Annotated in this window: 16 protein-coding genes; 10 read left to right on the top strand and 6 right to left on the bottom strand. The window is 47.9% G+C overall.

Annotated features, from left to right (window positions below; all coding sequences use genetic code 11):
• Positions 1-17 precede the first annotated feature (17 nt).
• The 6 genes from BUR42_RS16355 to BUR42_RS16330 form a co-directional block, all read right to left on the bottom strand.
• The gene (locus BUR42_RS16355) at positions 18-581 is read right to left on the bottom strand and encodes a DinB family protein (RefSeq protein WP_074240242.1); all 564 of its coding nucleotides are present in this window, start codon (positions 579-581) and stop codon (positions 18-20) included.
• A 29-nt stretch (positions 582-610) separates the two neighbouring features.
• Positions 611-847, bottom strand: a complete 237-nt coding sequence (locus BUR42_RS16350) for a hypothetical protein (RefSeq protein WP_234979686.1) — start codon at positions 845-847, stop codon at positions 611-613.
• A gap of 53 nt (positions 848-900) precedes the next feature.
• Positions 901-1272: a hypothetical protein gene (locus tag BUR42_RS16345; protein ID WP_200798266.1), complete on the bottom strand. Its 372-nt coding sequence runs from the start codon at positions 1270-1272 to the stop codon at positions 901-903.
• Positions 1273-1282: 10 nt separating this feature from the next.
• The gene (locus BUR42_RS16340) at positions 1283-1843 is read right to left on the bottom strand and encodes an RNA polymerase sigma factor (protein ID WP_074240635.1); all 561 of its coding nucleotides are present in this window, start codon (positions 1841-1843) and stop codon (positions 1283-1285) included.
• A gap of 133 nt (positions 1844-1976) precedes the next feature.
• On the bottom strand, positions 1977-2597 hold the full coding sequence (gene rsmG / locus BUR42_RS16335; RefSeq protein ID WP_074240240.1) for a 16S rRNA (guanine(527)-N(7))-methyltransferase RsmG: 621 nt from the start codon (positions 2595-2597) through the stop codon (positions 1977-1979).
• A gap of 3 nt (positions 2598-2600) precedes the next feature.
• Positions 2601-3740 carry a glycosyltransferase gene (locus BUR42_RS16330; protein ID WP_074240239.1) on the bottom strand — a complete coding sequence of 380 codons (1140 nt, stop codon included), beginning with the start codon at positions 3738-3740 and terminating at the stop codon, positions 2601-2603.
• A gap of 99 nt (positions 3741-3839) precedes the next feature.
• On the opposite strand from BUR42_RS16330, the gene tgt reads away from it, so the two are divergent.
• The 10 genes from tgt to BUR42_RS16280 all read left to right on the top strand — a co-directional run bounded on the left by tgt (position 3840) and on the right by BUR42_RS16280 (position 18115).
• Entirely contained in the window at positions 3840-4967 is a 1128-nt protein-coding gene (tgt, locus tag BUR42_RS16325; RefSeq protein ID WP_074240634.1) for a tRNA guanosine(34) transglycosylase Tgt, read from the top strand.
• A gap of 97 nt (positions 4968-5064) precedes the next feature.
• On the top strand, positions 5065-6144 hold the full coding sequence (locus tag BUR42_RS16320; protein ID WP_074240238.1) for an LptF/LptG family permease: 1080 nt from the start codon (positions 5065-5067) through the stop codon (positions 6142-6144).
• Between the two features lie 113 nt (positions 6145-6257).
• The gene (locus BUR42_RS16315; RefSeq protein WP_074240237.1) at positions 6258-7586 is read left to right on the top strand and encodes a citrate (Si)-synthase, eukaryotic; all 1329 of its coding nucleotides are present in this window, start codon (positions 6258-6260) and stop codon (positions 7584-7586) included.
• 91 nt (positions 7587-7677) lie between these two features.
• Positions 7678-9789: an ATP-dependent DNA helicase RecG gene (recG, locus tag BUR42_RS16310; protein ID WP_074240236.1), complete on the top strand. Its 2112-nt coding sequence runs from the start codon at positions 7678-7680 to the stop codon at positions 9787-9789.
• Positions 9790-9979: 190 nt separating this feature from the next.
• Positions 9980-13651 carry a DUF7948 domain-containing protein gene (locus tag BUR42_RS16305; protein WP_143197465.1) on the top strand — a complete coding sequence of 1224 codons (3672 nt, stop codon included), beginning with the start codon at positions 9980-9982 and terminating at the stop codon, positions 13649-13651.
• A gap of 10 nt (positions 13652-13661) precedes the next feature.
• Positions 13662-14681, top strand: a complete 1020-nt coding sequence (locus tag BUR42_RS16300; protein ID WP_074240633.1) for a PorP/SprF family type IX secretion system membrane protein — start codon at positions 13662-13664, stop codon at positions 14679-14681.
• A gap of 74 nt (positions 14682-14755) precedes the next feature.
• The gene (locus tag BUR42_RS16295; RefSeq protein ID WP_074240234.1) at positions 14756-15331 is read left to right on the top strand and encodes a hypothetical protein; all 576 of its coding nucleotides are present in this window, start codon (positions 14756-14758) and stop codon (positions 15329-15331) included.
• A gap of 67 nt (positions 15332-15398) precedes the next feature.
• Entirely contained in the window at positions 15399-16526 is a 1128-nt protein-coding gene (locus tag BUR42_RS16290) for a TIGR03364 family FAD-dependent oxidoreductase (protein ID WP_074240233.1), read from the top strand.
• Between the two features lie 45 nt (positions 16527-16571).
• Complete coding sequence (locus tag BUR42_RS16285; RefSeq protein ID WP_074240232.1) at positions 16572-17270, top strand: LOG family protein; 699 nt, start codon at positions 16572-16574, stop codon at positions 17268-17270.
• A 203-nt stretch (positions 17271-17473) separates the two neighbouring features.
• Positions 17474-18115: an O-methyltransferase gene (locus tag BUR42_RS16280; RefSeq protein ID WP_074240231.1), complete on the top strand. Its 642-nt coding sequence runs from the start codon at positions 17474-17476 to the stop codon at positions 18113-18115.
• The last annotated feature ends 3 nt before the right edge of the window (positions 18116-18118 follow it).

The raw sequence follows: 18118 nt of genomic DNA, 5'->3' as shown, positions 1-18118 counted from the left end.
TGGAGATGCCATTCTTTTTAGAATAATGCCCTTTCCAGTTGTTCTGCCCAGGGCTGGTTCGGCTTTTCTCTCACCTGTAGTGTGTGTAAGTGATGGTGATTATGATAAGCCGTAAAGTACAGGCACTCCCGCACGGTGATCTTTCCCAGCAGGGGATGCGGCACCTGGTATCTATCCAGTTCTTCTTCCGTCCATTTATCCAGGAGTGCAATCATTTTATCCCGCTGTGCATGCATTTGTTGCTGTAGGATCTCCCGTTGATTTGCTTCCGTAACAGGCGGTATATAAGGCCTGGTGGTTACGCCGCCTCTGCCCAGTTCTGCCACATAAGCATCTTTCATCTGCTCGTAGGAGCGGGATTTGGCAGCAGCGGGTTTGCCAAAGAAGCGTAAAAGGAATTTAGGCATTCCAAGAGCTTTGTTCACTGGTTTGGCGCTGCGGATCAGGTGGTCCAGCTGTTGACCGGCGGACCATTTGCCTTCCGGCGAAACCACAAAGCGGTGATTGGAAAGGGTATCTATAAAGGTGGAGAAATCTGTAAAGCTTGTGTTCAATAAGGTTTTTATAGCTTGCTTGTTCATATGGTCCCGTTTATTACGTCTTTAAAAGATCATTCTAATACTTCACAATGAAAGCCCTGCTGTTTTACAAAATCGATGATGTGATGTTCTTCTACTTTGAGATCAACGATGCGTAGTACCTTGTCACAATCCTCAATATCTATGTGGCAGGAGCCTACGTCAAAGTTATTACAAATTGCCTTTATTACGAGATTTCGTTCCCGGTACGTGGCTACATTGGTTTTGAAGATACCGATCATAGCGCTGGTGTTTGTAAGCAGTTGCATATTGCCAGGTTAAGAATACTGTGGTCTTATAACGGATATGGTTATATAAAACGTTACACTTGTTCTTTTGTTTCGTTCGGAAGGTCTTCTTTCGGAGCGTTCCATCCCCAGCGGCCGCCCATGCATTTTTCAAACTGGTTCCTCACGCGTTCCCTTTCTTCCGGGCTCATATGCTGCATTTTGGCTTTCATCTTTTCTTTCCATCTTCTTTTCTTTTCATGTCCGCCACCGCCACCTCCGAAACCGAAGAGGATCTTAGCGAGCAGGAACAATCCCCAGGCCTGCCAGAAAGTAATTACAGGGCCGTTAAAGAGGGAAGGGATCAGCCAGTTCCAGAGGTACATGGTACCGTAGCCAAGGGCGAAGAAGAATACTACCGCCAGTACGATGCCTCCTGCTATTTTCCAGCCAATATATCTTTTCATTTTCATGCGTTTAATCGTTCATTAATTCTTTATACAATGCTGCCAGTTTTTCCCGCAGGTATAATACTGCGTAACGTTTACGGGAAAGGAGCGTGTTTACGGAGATGCCTGTTTCAGCGGAGATCTCTTTAAAGGACCGGCCTTCCACTTCATGTTGCAGGAATACGTAACGCTGTTCTTCCGGTAATTCGTCCGTGGCATCCATGATGGCCTCTGCAATGATCTTACGCACCAGGGGTTCATCAGTTTTGGCCGCGGTATCCGGCAGGATGTCTGAGAGGTACAAGGGGCCGTCTCCCTCCACAGATGGCAATGCAGTATCCGAGAACCTGTCTTCTTTCTTTTTCCTGAACCAGTCTGTAATTCTATTCCTGGTAACTGCAAAAAGCCATCCGGTGAGTGAATTGATATTTGGACCGAGGCGTAAATATTGGGTGAACTGGAACAGCACATCCTGCAGGATGTCTTCCGCATCCGCTACATTATCCACCCGTTTCCGGATGAAATGCAGCAGCCGCTGGCGTTCTTTTTCCACCGTTTGCTTTATGCGCTCGTTTTGTTCCGATGCCATGGATTGTTGTATGGAAAGCCCCTCATTCATCTTAATTAGGTAGACGAACAACCATAAGGGCATATTGTAAAGGTGCAGAATATTTTTAGGGATTTCTTATCGATCCTTGCGAATCTGTTGATTTTCAAAGAGGTTAACGTACAGCTACCACGTACTTTTCCTGGAAATATTCCTCCGGGAAGATCTTAAAGATATTCACCATTTTGGGCCTGCTGCCGCTTTCTGAGATCTCCTGGGCCAGGTCCCCGCCCTTCAGGCAGATCAATCCTGTGGGTTTATCCTCAGCCGCTCCTTTGCGGATCAGGGGTTTGCTCCAATGCAGGAGGTCTTTCAAGGGAGCTACCGCACGGGATACCACCAGGTCAAACTTACGGTTCTTTATTTCCTCTGCACGGGAATGGGCGGTGGTTACATTCGTCAGGTTCAGGGCTTCGGCCACGGCTTCCACCACTTTGATCTTTTTACCAATGGAATCTACCAGGTGAAACTTTACTTCAGGAAAGAAAATAGCGAGGGGGATACCGGGAAAACCTCCGCCGGTACCAAGGTCCAGCACCTGCAAGCCATCCGGCAGGTCCGTAACGGCCGCAATGGCCAGGGAATGCAGGATGTGTTTTTCGTAGAGGGCGTCTATATCCTTGCGGGATATTACATTGATCTTTTCATTCCACTCTTTGTAAACAGGGGCCAGCGCCCGGAACTGGTCCAGCTGCTTAGGCGTAAAATCAGAAAAGTACTTAAGAATGATCTCCATCGCTTATTTCCACTTGCTCTTTCCTTTTTTGAAGAACAAAGCGGGCGTAAAGATAACGTAATATAGGAACATGAGAATGTCCATCAGCCAGCTGTACCAGAACAGGTCCTTCTCATCCAGCTTCTTCAGTGCGAGGAAAGTGATCACGGACTGGACCAGCAATTTTGCGCCGATAACATATAAGGTGATCTCCAGCAGGGGTGGATAGAACAGGGCTGCCACCAGGCTGGGATAGAAAACGAAATGAGAAAGGGAGAACAGGCCCAGCAACAGTTTATGGCCAAAACGGTAATGCTTGCCGGTACTCATATGCCGGGTCTTCTGGTTAAACCAGTGTTTCCATTTTGTTTTAGGCTCTGAATAAGAGAAGGCGTGTTTGTTGATCACCACCCCTACATTCTTACCCGTAGCAGCCTTGTTCACAAACAGGTCATCGTCCCCGGAAGCCAGGTGCTGATGTGAAGTGAAGCCTTTATGCCGGAAGAACAGGTCTTTTTTATAAGCCAGGTTACGGCCTACGCCCATATAGGGAATACCGCTCAGGGCAAAGGAAAGATATTGCAGGGCGCTGAAGAACGTTTCATACCGGATCACTTTATTGAGGAAACCGGGCTTTTTATAATAAGGCCCGTAACCCAGCACTATTTCTTTCCCATCCTCAAAACCCTGGCCCATCATAGACAGCCAGTAAGTACTGCCCGGTTTGCAATCCGCATCTGTCAATACCAGTGTTTCATGTTTGGCCCCTTTGATACCAATGGAAAGCGGGTACTTTTTGCCGGGGATGAACTGGGCGGCCTGTTTGATCTCAATATGGCGGTAATGTGGATAACCGTTTTCGATGGAGGCAAGGTAATATTTGGAATCGTCCTCTGAATTGTCGTTCACCACTATCACTTCATAGGCTGGTTCTGCACGCTCATGATACCGTTGCTGCAATACAGTGGGGAGGTTCTTCGGAAGGCTCCGTTCCTCGTTCTTGGCACATATAATTACGGAGAGAGGCTCCTGTGGAGGAAGCTCTTCTTCAAACTTTCGATTATAAAAGGCTACCCGGGAAAAGAAGATGAGGTAATAGAGAACCTGAACACCTGCCGCCGAGGCAAAAATATAAAAGATGATAATCCCGAGATTGTCCGACATAGGAAGCAAAAATATAAGATTTTTATTATCTATATAAGTTTGTGGAAAAATTACCTCCCCAATATTCAATACCTTTGCCCCCTTAAAAACATCATCGTTTTGAATTTTGAGTTAACAAAGACGGACCCCTCAGGGGCAAGGGCAGGTACCCTCACTACAGATCATGGGGTTATCCAAACGCCCATCTTCATGCCTGTAGGCACTGTGGGCAGTGTGAAAGCGGTTACCCAGGAACAATTACGCAACGATATCGATGCCCGGATCATCCTGGGTAATACCTATCATTTATATCTCCGGCCGGGCCTGGACGTTCTGAAACAGGCCGGTGGTTTACATAAATTTAACGGCTGGGACCGCCCCCTGCTCACCGATAGCGGAGGGTACCAGGTATTTTCCCTGGCCGCCAACCGTAAGATCAAGGAAGAAGGCTGCCTTTTCCAGAGCCATATAGACGGTAGCCGGCACCTGTTCACCCCGGAAAATGTGATGGACATCCAGCGGGTGATAGGAGCAGACATTATCATGGCCTTTGACGAATGCCCTCCTTACCCCAGCGAGTACCAATACGCTAAACGTAGTATGGAACTTACGCACCGCTGGCTGGACAGATGTATCAAACGCCTGAACGAAACCACTCCTGAGTACGGGCACGAGCAAACGCTGTTCCCCATTGTACAGGGAAGTACTTATAAAGACCTCAGAAAGATCTCCGCAGAAGCGATAGCCTCCCGCAATTGTGCAGGGAATGCTATCGGCGGCCTGAGTGTGGGAGAACCGGAAGCAGATATGTATGAAATGTGCGGCCTGGTTACAGAGATCCTCCCCAAAGAAAAACCCCGCTACCTGATGGGAGTGGGTACCCCCTGGAATATCCTGCAGAACATTGAGCTGGGCATTGATATGTTCGACTGTGTGATGCCCACCCGCAATGGCCGGAACGGTATGCTGTTCACCTGGCAGGGTGTGATCAATATCCGGAATAAGAAATGGGCAACAGACTTTAGCCAGCTGGATGCAGAAAATCCCTGTTTTGCCAGTCAGAACTATACCAAAGCCTATGTGCGTCATTTGTTTGTGGCAGGGGAGATCCTGGGCATGACCCTGGCCAGCATCCACAATCTCTGCTTTTACCTGGAACTGGTAAAAGCCGCCAGGGAACAGATCCTGCAGGGAACTTACGGACCCTGGAAGACCAAAATGATCCCACAGCTCAAGACGAGGCTGTAGGCACAATGTTAAAATTGTACATCGTAGAATAAAATTGCATATTTCATGCAGAAGGATCGCTAGCTTTGGAGCGCTAAAGCCCGTCCGCAAAAATTATATGAAGAAGATAGACTGGTACATATTACGCAAGTTCATCGGCACATTCATTTACTCCCTGATGATCCTGCTGGTGATCTCAGTAGTGATAGACATCACGGAAAAGATAGATGACTTCATGACGCATAACCTCTCCTTTGGTTTTGTGCTCATGAACTATTACATCGGTTTCATCCCGCATATTGCTGCCCTGCTGTTCCCGCTCTTCATCTTTATCTCCGTGATCTTCTTCACGTCCAAACTGGCCTATAAAACAGAGATCGTAGCTATCCTCAGTTCCGGCGTAAGTTTCCGCCGGTTCCTGCGTCCATACTGGGTAGGGGCCATCCTCTTCGGGGGCATCCTCTGGGCTGCGAATCAATGGGTAGTGCCTAATGCCAACCGCATCCGCACCTCCTTTGAAAATAAATACGTTAGCGCTCCTGCCAACTCTGAAGCCCTGCGGGATAAGACCTTGCGGGTAGACAGCAATACTTATATCACTTTCGGTTATTACGATCCCAATTATAAGAACGGCTCCGATTTTGTGCTGAAACGGGTGGACGGACAAAAAGTGATCTATAACATGCGTGCGGAAAGGGTTACCTGGGATTCCATTGCCAGGAAGTGGAAACTGGAATTTGCCTCAGAACGTACGATAGACGGGTTGAAAGAGAAGCTGACGTTTAAGAACGATACCAGTATTAAGATACCGCTGTTACCTTCAGAGCTGATAGAAGAGAAGAATAAACAGGAAGCCATGACCACCCCTGAACTCAACCGTTTCCTGGAACGGGAGGAACTGAGAGGAGCAGAGGGCCTGAACACTTATTACGTGGAAAAATACCGCAGGACCTCTGCAGCAGTAGCTGTAGTGATCCTGGTACTGATCGGGGCCATTATCTCCAGCCGGAAGGTGAGGGGAGGAAGTGGTTTACACCTGGCCCTTGGCATTGTGATCAGCGCAACTTACATCCTCTTTATGCAGTTTTCAACGGTATTTGCCACCAAAGCTAACCTGGACCCATTACTGGCGGCATGGATACCCAATTTCCTGTTTGGATTGCTGGCACTCTGGCTGTACTTCAGGGCACCGAAATAATTGATTTGACATTTAATACGTTAAATCTCCTGTTTCGCCTAAACTTTTTACGATTAATCGTTACTTTTGTTCATTGATCGAATTCGTTAATTTTTCTAAATTATTGGGGAAAAATGAGTTATATAAAAGAGAAATTCAAGGCTAAGGCAGACGAGCTGAACACAGAGGTTAAGGATCTGCTGAAGAATCATGGCACAAAAAAGATTGATGAGGGTGTAACCCTTGCCCAGGCTTACCAGGGTATGCGCGGTGTTACCGGGTTGGTTACAGAAACTTCCCTGCTGGATGCAAACGAGGGTATCCGCTTCCGCGGTTACTCTATACCAGAGTTGAGAGAACAGCTGCCAAAAGCAGTGAATGGAGCTGAACCTTTACCGGAAGGCCTGTTCTACCTGATGCTGATCGGTGAACTACCAACGGAAGCAGATGTACAGAACATCAGCAGCGTATTAGGCCGCCGCTCTCACGTGCCAAACCATGTGTTTGACGCTATCGAAGCATTACCTATCTCCGCTCACCCCATGACGATGTTTACCGTTGCGGTGATGGCTTTGCAAACTGAATCACTGTTTGCAAAAGCGTATGCTGACGGGATGAATAAAAAAGATTACTGGAGTTACATGTATGAGGATTCTCTGAACCTCATTGCACGTTTACCCCGCGTTGCCGCTTATATCTATCGCCGTAAATATAAAAATGGCGAACACATCCAACCGGATGGCATGCTGGATTGGGCCGGCAACTTCGCTCACATGCTGGGTTATGAAGATGAAGGCTTTAAAGAACTGATGCGTTTGTACATGGTGATCCACGCAGACCACGAAGGTGGTAACGTGAGCGCGCACACAACACACCTCGTAGGTTCTGCACTGAGCGATGCTTACCTTTCTTTCGCTGCCGGTATGAATGGCCTGGCTGGTCCTTTACACGGCCTCGCTAACCAGGAGGTGATCAAATGGATCCTCAGCATGCGCGAAGAACTGGGTGGCGGTGTTCCCACAAAAGATCAGATCGCCGCTTACGTAAAGAAAACATTGTCTGAAGGTAAAGTAGTACCGGGTTATGGCCACGCCGTACTCCGTAAAACTGATCCCCGCTTCACTGCACAAATGGAATTCGCCAAGAACCACATCCCTGATGATGAACTGGTGAAGATCGTTTGGAGCGTATACGAAACAGTTCCGCCAATTTTGCAGGACCTGGGTAAAGTAAAAAATCCATGGCCTAACGTAGATGCTCATTCCGGCGCATTACTGCTGCACTACGGACTTGTGGAATATGAATTCTACACCGTACTGTTTGGTGTATCCCGCGCACTGGGCGTTTTAGCTTCCCTCTGCTGGGACCGCGCACTGGGCCTCTCCCTGGAAAGACCTAAATCCGTTACTTCTGAATGGATGAAACTTTTCGTGGAAGGTAAAGTAGAAGCGATCGCTGAATAATTCAAATTAAGATCAGCATATTTAAAAAAGGTAAATAGCCATCCGGCTGTTTGCCTTTTTTTGTTAAAATGCCGTACTTCGTGCATCGTAGATGAACCTTATCTCTTCCATATTATCCAATCCGATAGAATACCTCAAAGGGGTAGGACCCCAACGGGGAGAACTGTTGCGCAAAGAGATAAATCTGCACACCTTCCGCGACCTGCTGGAATATTATCCTTTCCGGTATGTGGACAGGACTAAAGTAGACAAGATCGCACACCTGAGCGGGATCGAAGACTTTGTACAGATCCGCGGACGTATTGTGTATATGGAGGTGATGGGAGAAAAACGTTCTAAAAGGCTGGTAGCCACCCTGCAGGATGAAACCGGCAGAATAGAGCTGGTGTGGTTCCAGGGATGGCAGTGGATGGAAAAGTCCCTGCGGCAGAATGTATCCTATCTCGTTTTCGGAAGGCTCTCGCAGTTCAACAGCACGCTGCAAATGGCCCATCCGGAAATAGACCTGGTAACGGAAGAGACCGCAACCGGCAAACAGCACCTGGAGCCGGTGTATTACACCACAGAAAAACTGAAAGTAAAAGGCCTAACGGCAAAGGCTATTGGAAAACTCTCTGCTAACCTGTTGCAGCAATTACAACTGGCCGAGATCAGGGAAAACATCCCCCAGCCGGTATTGCAGGCTTTCCGCCTTATGCCCCGGGCCCAGGCATTTTTCAAGATCCATTTACCCGCTTCGGAAGAAGAAGCAAAACAGGCCCAGCGGCGCCTCAAGTTTGAGGAGCTCTTCCTGGCACAGATCAGGATCTGCCGCCTCAAGATCCGGCGGCACCATCAGAGCCATGGTTTTGTGTTCAATGCCGTGGGGGAGGTCTTTAATAATTTCTACAATAACCATATGCCTTTCCCTCTAACAGGCGCGCAAAAACGCGTACTGAAAGAGATCAGGAAAGATACGGTCACCGGCCGCCAGATGAACCGTTTGCTCCAGGGAGATGTGGGCAGCGGAAAAACCATGGTAGCCCTGCTCACCCTGCTGATAGCCATTGACAATGGCTTCCAGGGCTGTTTAATGGCGCCTACGGAAATCCTGGCGCAGCAACATTACAACGGCCTCTCCGAACTGTTGAAAGACACACCGGTAAAAGTAGCCCTGCTTACCGGGAACGTAAAAGGCAAAGCCCGTAAAACCATCCTCGCAGAAACAATTGAAGGAACAGTGCATATCCTCATCGGTACCCATGCCCTGCTGGAAAATGAAGTGAAGTTTAAGCATCTTGGCATGGCCATTGTGGATGAACAACACAGGTTTGGTGTGGCACAACGGGCGCGGCTGTGGGAAAAGAACAATACCCCGCCGCACATCCTGGTGATGACGGCAACACCCATTCCCAGAACACTGGCCATGACCGTGTATGGCGACCTGGACGTTTCTGTTATAGATGAAATGCCTCCGGGCCGTAAGCCCATCACCACAGTACACCGCACAGAATTCCAGCGGCCACAGGTGATGGACTTTATCAAAGAGGAAATACGGAAAGGGCGCCAGGCCTATATCGTGTACCCGCTGATAGAAGAGTCCGCTAATATGGACTACGAAAACCTGACGAAAGGGTATGAAGAAGTGAAAGCCTTCTTCCCCGAACCTAAATATTACATCAGTATGGTGCATGGGCGTCAGCCACAGGCCCAGAAAGAAACCAATATGCAACGTTTTGTTGCCGGGGATACCCAGATCATGGTAGCCACCACCGTGATCGAAGTAGGCGTGAACGTACCGAACGCTTCCGTGATGGTGATAGAAAGTACAGAACGTTTTGGCTTATCCCAGCTTCACCAGTTAAGAGGCCGGGTAGGAAGGGGAGCCGAACAAAGTTTTTGTATCCTTATGACGGGCAATAAGTTAGGAAAGGATTCACAGGAACGGGTAAAGGTAATGGTGAAAACAAACGATGGATTTGTGATCTCCGAAAAGGATATGGAACTGCGGGGACCGGGAGATATGGAAGGCACCCGCCAGAGTGGCCTGCTGGACCTGAAACTCGCCGATATTGTGCAGGATAGAGCGATGCTTGCAGCCGCGAGGGAATGTGCAGAAAAGATCCTGTCAGAAGACCCCGAATTAGAACTGCCTGAGAATAAACCGCTTTCAGAATATTTGGCCACACAAAGGTCAAAATCTTCCTGGAGTAAAATATCTTAATCACTTTTACGTTGAAGCATTGGACTGGTTGGCAGGGATGGTTGATACCGAATAAGTTGCTTGCCCTAACCTTCGTGTACTGTCACCTGCCAGCCGCCAACCAATTCCTTTTCCCCGTAACAAATTGATGTCTCTAACCGTTTTTATAAGTATATTAGTTTTACACAGACAATCTTAAATTGGAACCGCTTTGAAATCTACTCGCCCTATCGGCATTTTTAGTGTATTGCAAGTCTGGATACTGGTTATGATTGGTTTGCCAGCAATGGCACAGGAACATACACACACCAGCAACCTCGCTCCCATTGAATTTGTGGAGAACAAGGGGCAGTGGCAGGGTGATTTTCAGTATAGGGCGGCTTTAGGAAATGTGAGCGTTTTTACAAAAAAGAACGGTTTCCGTTTCCTGCTCCTCCATAAAGAGGACATGAGCAAACTGGAAGCTTCCAAACATGGCCAGGTAAGTGATCCTGACAAACCTCCCGTATATTATCCCAAATCCGGCGACGGCTCAAAAAATAATCCTGATCTTACTGTAAGTAAACCCGGTAGCGGCGGCGGTGGATATGTGCCCGGCCAGGTAAGAGGGCATGCTTACGATCTGGAATTCCTTAACGCATCTCCCAACCCGGAGATCATTCCTTCCAAACCTACCCAGGAGAATATCTCGTATATCATAGGTAATGACCCTTCTAAATGGAAATCAGAGATCGGCGCGTATACCAATCTGCTGTACAAAGATCTGTACCAGGGGATTGATCTCCAGGTTTACTCAGAAACCGGCCAGATGAAATACGACCTGATCGTACATCCCGGCAGCGACCCCGGCAGGATCCAGTTTGCCTATACCGGTGCCACCGCAGTTACCCTGCAAAAAGGGAACCTGCATGTGCAAACATCCGTAGGGGAAACCATTGAGCTCATGCCTTTTGCCTACCAGTACATCGATAATCAGCGGAAATCTGTGAAGGTGCAGTACGAATTGAAAGGCAAACAGGTATCCTTCAAAGTATCCGGTAAATATGATAATCAATATCCGCTGGTGATAGACCCCACCATCGTATTCGCTACCCTGTCCGGCTCAAGGGCCGATAACTGGGGCTTTACTGCCACATATGATGCACAGGGTAATTTCTACGGCGGCGGTATCGCATTTGATGTAGGTTACCCGGTATCTCCCGGTTCTTACGATAATTCATTTAACGGGAAGGCGTTTGATATGGCCATCACCAAATTCAATCCGCAGGGTTCCCGTATCATTTACTCTACTTACATCGGTGGTGCCGGTGAAGATCAGCCGCATAGCCTTTTTGTAGATGCAGGGGGGAACCTCGTGATCTCCGGAAGGACCAATGCCGGCAATTATCCTGTTACAGCTACCGTAGGCCCGCAGGGCGGTTTCGATATCGTTGTCACCAAACTGAATGCAGCCGGTTCCGGATTGATCGGTTCCATGCGTATCGGCGGCTCTTCTAACGACGGCGCTAATATCACTGCCAGTAAAGGAAGCGGTACAGATGTGCTGTTACGGAACTATGGTGACGATGCCCGTAGTGAAGTGGTAGTAGATGGCGGAGGCAATATCTATGTGGCCAGTTCCACCCAATCATCCAATTTCCCCGCAACACCCGGGACCTTCCAGCCCACTTATGGTGGTGGCCGGCAGGATGGGGTGCTGCTGAAAATAGATCCTACCTGTAACAACCTTATCTGGGGCAGCTTCATCGGGGGCAACGCAGAAGATGCAGCATATGTATTGGCCGTGAATGGAGGGAACAGTGTATATGTGGCAGGAGGAACTGCCAGTGCTAATTTCCCTGCACGCGGTGGTGCCGTATATCCAACATACAGAGGTGGCGCCTGCGATGGTTATATCACCCACGTTTCCGCAGATGGCAGCACTATCCTGCAATCTACTTTCATCGGCTCTGATAACAGCAGGGCAGACCAGGTGTATGGTATTCAGCTGGACAGGAACGGAGATGTATATGTAATGGGAACAACAGAAGGTACATGGCCAGTGCTGCAACCTACCGGTACCGCTACTTTCTACAACGATAATTCAAAACAGTTCATCACCAAATTACGCCCCGATCTTTCAGCGCTGATCTACTCCACCACTTTCGGGAAAGCAGCACCGCAACCAAGTTTATCGCCGGTGGCTTTTTTGGTGGACAGGTGTCAGAACGTATACGTATCCGGCTGGGGTGGTTTGCTGAACAGCGGCAGTCATTTCAGTAACTCCGGAACTTCCGGCCTGCGTGTTACGCCGGATGCACGGAAACCAACAACAGATAACAGCGACTTCTACTTCTTTGTGATGAAGAGGGATGCTACAGATATCCTTTATGGTTCTTTCTATGGTGGTAACGGATTACTGGAGCACGTGGATGGTGGTACCAGCCGCTTTGATCAGAACGGTGTGATCTACCAGGCCATTTGTGCAGCCTGCCCGCAGGGAGACAGGAGATTACGTTTCCCTACCACGCCTGGCGCTTATAATACCGGTATTCCGGATGGCTGTAACCTCGGTGCTTTAAAGATTGCCTTTAACCTCGATGGGGTAAGGGCAGGATTTACCACGCAGGAAAGGAAAAAGAATTACTGCGTGCCTTCTACCATCACATTCGTTGATACTACGCTAATCCCTGCACAAAGCTGGACCTGGAATTTTGGGGACGGTTCACCGGAACAAACCAATACCAGCACTACCATGACGCATACCTACACTACAATCGGTGATTACAGGGTGCGGCTGATCAAATTTGATCCGGGTAGTTGTAATGTATACGATACGGCGTATATGGATATCCGTATCCGTGCAGACCAGGCTACGGTTGGTTTCACTGAAACAAGGCTGCCCCCCTGTACTTCCCTTATGTATGAATTTGTGAACAACTCCGTGGCACCGCTGGGCAAACCTTTTACCAATACCTCCTTCACCTGGGATTTTGGAGATGGTACCCCCAAAGTAACTGCGGGTACGGCTACACAACAGCATTCTTACGCAAGTGAAGGCATATACAATGTAACGCTTACCCTCACAGATACCAATTATTGTAATGCGCCGGAAGTGGTCACGCATCAGCTACGTGTGGCCGCTAACGTAGTGGCGGCATTTGCTGTGCCGGACAGTGCCTGTGCTCCATACCTGGCCCGCTTTGATAATATCTCCAAAGGTGGTGTTACTTTCCAGTGGGATTTTGGAGACGGTACTTCTTCCACAGATATTTATCCAGAACATCTGTATTCACAACCCGGCAGATATCCTGTAAGGCTGGTCGCCAATGATCCGAACACCTGTAACCTTACAGACGACACTGTCAGGTTCATCACCATCATGCCGCCACCAACGGCAGCATTCTCCTTCCAGCCGAACAAGCCACAGGAGAATACACCCACAACCTTTACGAACGAATCCACCGGTGCAACACATTACTGGTGGGATTTTGGAGATGGTAATACATCTACGGAAGTAAATCCTACCTATCAATACGTTAAAACGGGAACATATGAAGTATGCCTGATCGCCACCACACAGTTTGGTTGCCAGGATACTGTCTGCCAGACCGTGAGCGCGATCGTGAACCCATTATTTGATGTGCCTACTGCTTTCTCGCCGAATGGAGACGGTATCAATGATGTATGGGAGATCAAGGGTTTTGGTGTGAGCAAATATGATATGAAAGTATTTAACCGCTGGGGTCAGTTAATGTTCCATTCAACCTCTCAGAAACAGGGATGGGATGGGCGTTTCAACGGAGCCATTCAGCCAATGGATGCGTATGCTTACGTACTCTCTATAGAGTTCTCAGATGGCGTTACCGCCAACAAAACGGGTAATGTAACATTGTTAAGATAGATTGATGGATATGAGAAAGAACCGTTACCATATAATACTGATTTGTTGCCTCGCGGCAGCCTTACCGGCGTCCGCGCAAGACCTGCATTTTTCTCAATACTTTAATTCTCCTTTGTCTACAAATCCGGCCAATACAGGTTTTATACCGGATGGCAACTATCGCATAGGTATCAATTACCGCAATCAGTGGGCTACCATTCCGGTGCCGTATAAAACGATGTCTTTATTTGGAGACTTCCAGCTTTTCCGTGATCAGCTGACATATGGCTGGGTTGGGATTGGCGGTTTGCTGCTGCGCGATGTGGCGGGTTCCGGTAACCTTACTTCCACCAAAGGATATGGTTCCGTTGCTTATCACCAGTTGCTGGGGCAGAGCAGTCTGATCTCTGCCGGTTTCAATGTGGGATATGCCAATAAAAGGGTAGACCTGAATAAGCTCACCTTCGGTACACAATGGAACGGGAATTTCTTTGATTCACAGATGGCATCCGGTGAACCGATCGTGAATTCTTCCGTAGGATATTTTGATATGCAGGTAGGGATGAACTATGCTTTCTTCCCCAATGAGCAGATCTATATCAATGGTGGTTTTTCTGTTCATCATATCAATGAACCCCGCGAAACTTTCTATGGTGGGGATAACCAGATAGACAGAAGGTACATTGGTTTCTTAAATGCGAGTTTCAAACTGAATGATTATATCATCTTAAACCCCAGTGCATACTACGCCCGCCAGGCAGGTTCCAGTGAAGTGATGGCAGGTGGTTATGCCGCGTACAATCTTTCCGGCAATGGAGAGAAACAGGTTTTTGGTGGCGCCTATTATCGTTTTGGCGATGCATTTGCATTGCTGGTAGGTTACCAGTTGAACCAGTTCAAACTGATGTTCAACTACGATGTAACAGCCAGTCAGCTGGCTGCTTCCAACCGCAGGCAGGGTGCATATGAATTGAGCCTGATCTATACCGGCCTTTATCCTAACCGCAGCTTTGCAAATGCAAGAAGGTATACTTTATGCCCATCTTTCTAAGGGCATTAAAGAAAAGTTAATGTACGATGCGGATCGGCAAAAAACAGATAATTTAGCGGGCATAATTACTACCCATGAAACGTATGATCTTTGCTGTTATGCTCCTCGTGAGCGCTCAGGCAGCTTCAGCACAATACTATCAGACAGATTCGGCAAAAGGTTTTGATCCCAGCCGTTTACTCATCGGCGGATCAGTGGGTTTTTCATTCGGAGATTATACATTCATCAATATTTCCCCTTTGATCGGTTACCGCCTTTCTCCCAAATTTGCGGCAGGTATCAATATCAATGCGCAGTATGCTTCCCAGCGGTTGAAAGACAATACAGGCTTCACATACGAAAGGAATAACTACACGATGTTCGGAGGTGGCGTGTTTGCACGTTTTTATCCCATCGAACAATTCTTCCTGCATGCACAGCCGGAATATAATAGCATCACCCTGAAACGCTCCGAATACGATTTTGACCCTGTTAAAAGGACAAAAGACAGGTACGGCGCACCCAGCCTTCTTTTAGGTGGCGGATATGCACAGCCGATAGGAGGGAACTCAGCCTTCACTTTCATGATCCTCTACGATGTACTGCAGGATAAGAATTCTCCTTATATGAACCGCCCCATTTTCTCCGGCGGTATCAATGTGGGCTTCTGATATTAAATTGTTATTAGTTTATAATTAGTAAACTTTTGTTTACTAATACTGCTATATTTGTTGACATATGATACAGCAAAAACAAGCAGATGTTGCCGTAATAGGGGCCGGCATAGTAGGCCTTTCCATGGCTTATCACCTTGTGCAGCAAGGGAAGAGCGTTGTGGTATTTGAACGGAACTCCCGGGCCCAGGGAGCTTCTATCCGCAACTTTGGCCTGGTTTGGACCATCGGGCAGCCTCCCGGGCGAATTTATGAACGCGCGCTGTATGGCAGGAGCGTTTGGAAAGACATTGCCGCAAAAACAGGACTGGCTTGCCAGGAAACAGGCTCTCTTCATCTCGCTTATCATGATGATGAAGCTGCCGTGATAGAAGAATTCGCACAAACAGAGGGCATTCACTGCAGCATGCTCACACCTGCACAAACCGCAGAGAAAAGCAAAGCGTACAAACAGCAAGGTCTTAAAGCCGCATTATGGAGCCCCATGGAAATGATGGTGGCCCCCCGGCAGGCCAGCGCTGTCATTGCATCCTGGCTGGAAGAACAACATGCTGTCAGTTTCCGTTTTAATACAGCCGTGAATGGTATCAGCATGCCGCATATTGAAACTGCGGCTGAAAAATGGACGGTGGGGCAGGTGTATGTTTGTGCCGGTGCAGACTTTGAAACCCTTTATCCGCAGGTGTTTGCAGAGGCTCCACTCACAAAGTGCAAATTGCAGATGCTGCGTACTGTGCCACAGCCGGGCAGTTGGCAATTAGGCCCTGCCCTTAGCACAGGGCTTTCCATGGTATATTATGCTTCTTTTGCTCATTGTAAAAGTTTAAGCGCATTAAAGCAAAGGATAAATACTTCCTTCCCTGAATACCAGAAGTATGGTGTACATCTGCTGGTATCACAGAACGGTGCGGGGGAATTATCCTTAGGTGATTCACACGAATACGGCCATACGGTAGACCCTTTCGACAAAGAACATATCAATCAACTGATCTTACAATATCTTCCCAATTTTCTGAACGTGCCTACACTGGAGATCCAGGAGCGATGGCATGGTGTATATCCTAAACTCACCAACGGAGAGCACGACCTGGTGCTGCATCCGGAGAAAGGAGTAACCATCGTGAACGGATTGGGCGGTGCAGGAATGACCTTGTCTTTTGGCCTGGCAAAAGAGCTTACTGCTCAGCTTTGAGTTGAATTCGTTATTTTTATTTGACTAAAATAAAAAGCGAAGCAGATGAATGACTCTTTAAAGAACCTGAAGGACCGTGATTGGACAGAAACAAAAGCACACTCGAGCTGGCAGATATTTAAGATAATGGCGGAGTTTGTGGAAGGCTTTGAAACATTGGCCAAGATCGGCCCATGTATTTCCATATTTGGTTCCGCCCGCACAAGGGAAGGTAACCCGTATTATGAACTGGCCTGCGAAGTGGCCAGCCGCCTGGCGCAGGATGGATTCGGTATTATTTCCGGCGGAGGCCCCGGTATCATGGAAGCAGCTAACAAAGGCGCACAAAAAGCAAAAGGCAAAAGCGTGGGCCTGAATATCTCCCTGCCACATGAACAATATCCCAACACTTATATCGATTATGATAAAAGCGTCAACTTCGATTATTTCTTCGTTCGCAAAGTAATGTTCGCCAAATACTCCCAGGGCTTTATCATGATGCCCGGTGGCTTTGGAACAATGGACGAATTCTTTGAAGTAGCCACACTCATTCAAACCAAAAAGATGACGGAAACACCCCTGGTGCTGGTAGGTAAAGAATATTGGAGTGGTTTGCTGGAATGGATAGACGCAGTGATGATGAAGAAGGAAAGCAATATCCATCCGGAAGATCTGAACCTGCTGAAAGTATTTGATACCGCAGATGAAGTAGTGGATTATTTCCGTGTATTCTACACTACCAACAGGTTACGCCCGAACTTCTAGGTATTACAATTAGCATATATACATATGGTATATATTTATCCAGCGTAAAAATATTGTATATATTTACTTTAGTCACGCCTATTCATTGAACCCGGATTTTTTCAGGTCAATAGTTGTGTCTATTAATGGTTAACATGGGGTAAAGAGCCTGGTATTATTATCAGGCTCATTTTTTTTATATAGGTTTGCAAAAAATATTTGGCATGGAGGTAATACCACAGGAGATTCAGGCGTTTGCTGAGAAGTACACGACTCCGGAAACGGATCTGTTGTACCGTCTGCACCGGGAAACGTACCTGAAAGTGGAGCAGCCACACATGCTGAGCGGCCATCTGCAAGGGAGGTTCCTCACCATGATCAGCCAGATGATCAGGCCAAAAAGGATACTGGAGATAGGCACTTACACAGGATATTCTGCTATATGCCTGGCACAGGGGCTGGCAGAAGATGGCCATTTACATACGATAGATATGAATGAAGAGCTGGAAGCTATCTGTGCAAAATATGTGGCAGAAGCGGGCCTGGAAAGCAGGATCACCCAGCACATCGGTAAAGCCGCCGGTATTATTCCGCAACTGGATGAAGTGTTTGACCTGGTGTTCATTGACGCGGATAAAGCAGGTTATGGCGGATATTACGATATGATATGGGAGAAGCTCCGCCCCGGCGGTTTTATCCTCGCGGATAATATCCTGTATCATGGAGAAGTAGTGCTGGCAGAAAGTGAGCAGAGCAATAATGCGAAGGCCATGATCCGCTTTGCAGACAAAGCCATTTCCGACGATCGTGCAGAAACGCTCCTGTTGAGCCTGCGCGATGGTGTTCTGATGATCCGCAAGAAGTAGGAT

The sequence above is a fragment of the Chitinophaga niabensis genome (assembly GCF_900129465.1).
In the GTDB taxonomy this organism is placed as follows: domain Bacteria; phylum Bacteroidota; class Bacteroidia; order Chitinophagales; family Chitinophagaceae; genus Chitinophaga; species Chitinophaga niabensis.
This window is presented reverse-complemented; position numbering and strand designations above follow the sequence as displayed.

Excerpts from the sequence above, each read along its gene's own strand:
- BUR42_RS16295 (WP_074240234.1), top strand. The coding sequence starts at position 14,756 with ATGAAACGTATGATCTTTGCTGTTATGCTCCTCGTGAGCGCTCAGGCA.
- BUR42_RS16290 (WP_074240233.1), top strand. The coding sequence starts at position 15,399 with ATGATACAGCAAAAACAAGCAGATGTTGCCGTAATAGGGGCCGGCATA.
- BUR42_RS16330 (WP_074240239.1), bottom strand. The coding sequence starts at position 3,740 with ATGTCGGACAATCTCGGGATTATCATCTTTTATATTTTTGCCTCGGCG.
- rsmG (WP_074240240.1), bottom strand. The coding sequence starts at position 2,597 with ATGGAGATCATTCTTAAGTACTTTTCTGATTTTACGCCTAAGCAGCTG.
- BUR42_RS16345 (WP_200798266.1), bottom strand. The coding sequence starts at position 1,272 with ATGAAAAGATATATTGGCTGGAAAATAGCAGGAGGCATCGTACTGGCG.
- BUR42_RS16315 (WP_074240237.1), top strand. The coding sequence starts at position 6,258 with ATGAGTTATATAAAAGAGAAATTCAAGGCTAAGGCAGACGAGCTGAAC.
- BUR42_RS16320 (WP_074240238.1), top strand. The coding sequence starts at position 5,065 with ATGAAGAAGATAGACTGGTACATATTACGCAAGTTCATCGGCACATTC.
- recG (WP_074240236.1), top strand. The coding sequence starts at position 7,678 with ATGAACCTTATCTCTTCCATATTATCCAATCCGATAGAATACCTCAAA.
- BUR42_RS16355 (WP_074240242.1), bottom strand. The coding sequence starts at position 581 with ATGAACAAGCAAGCTATAAAAACCTTATTGAACACAAGCTTTACAGAT.
- BUR42_RS16280 (WP_074240231.1), top strand. The coding sequence starts at position 17,474 with ATGGAGGTAATACCACAGGAGATTCAGGCGTTTGCTGAGAAGTACACG.
- BUR42_RS16285 (WP_074240232.1), top strand. The coding sequence starts at position 16,572 with ATGAATGACTCTTTAAAGAACCTGAAGGACCGTGATTGGACAGAAACA.
- BUR42_RS16350 (WP_234979686.1), bottom strand. The coding sequence starts at position 847 with ATGCAACTGCTTACAAACACCAGCGCTATGATCGGTATCTTCAAAACC.
- BUR42_RS16340 (WP_074240635.1), bottom strand. The coding sequence starts at position 1,843 with ATGGCATCGGAACAAAACGAGCGCATAAAGCAAACGGTGGAAAAAGAA.
- BUR42_RS16300 (WP_074240633.1), top strand. The coding sequence starts at position 13,662 with ATGAGAAAGAACCGTTACCATATAATACTGATTTGTTGCCTCGCGGCA.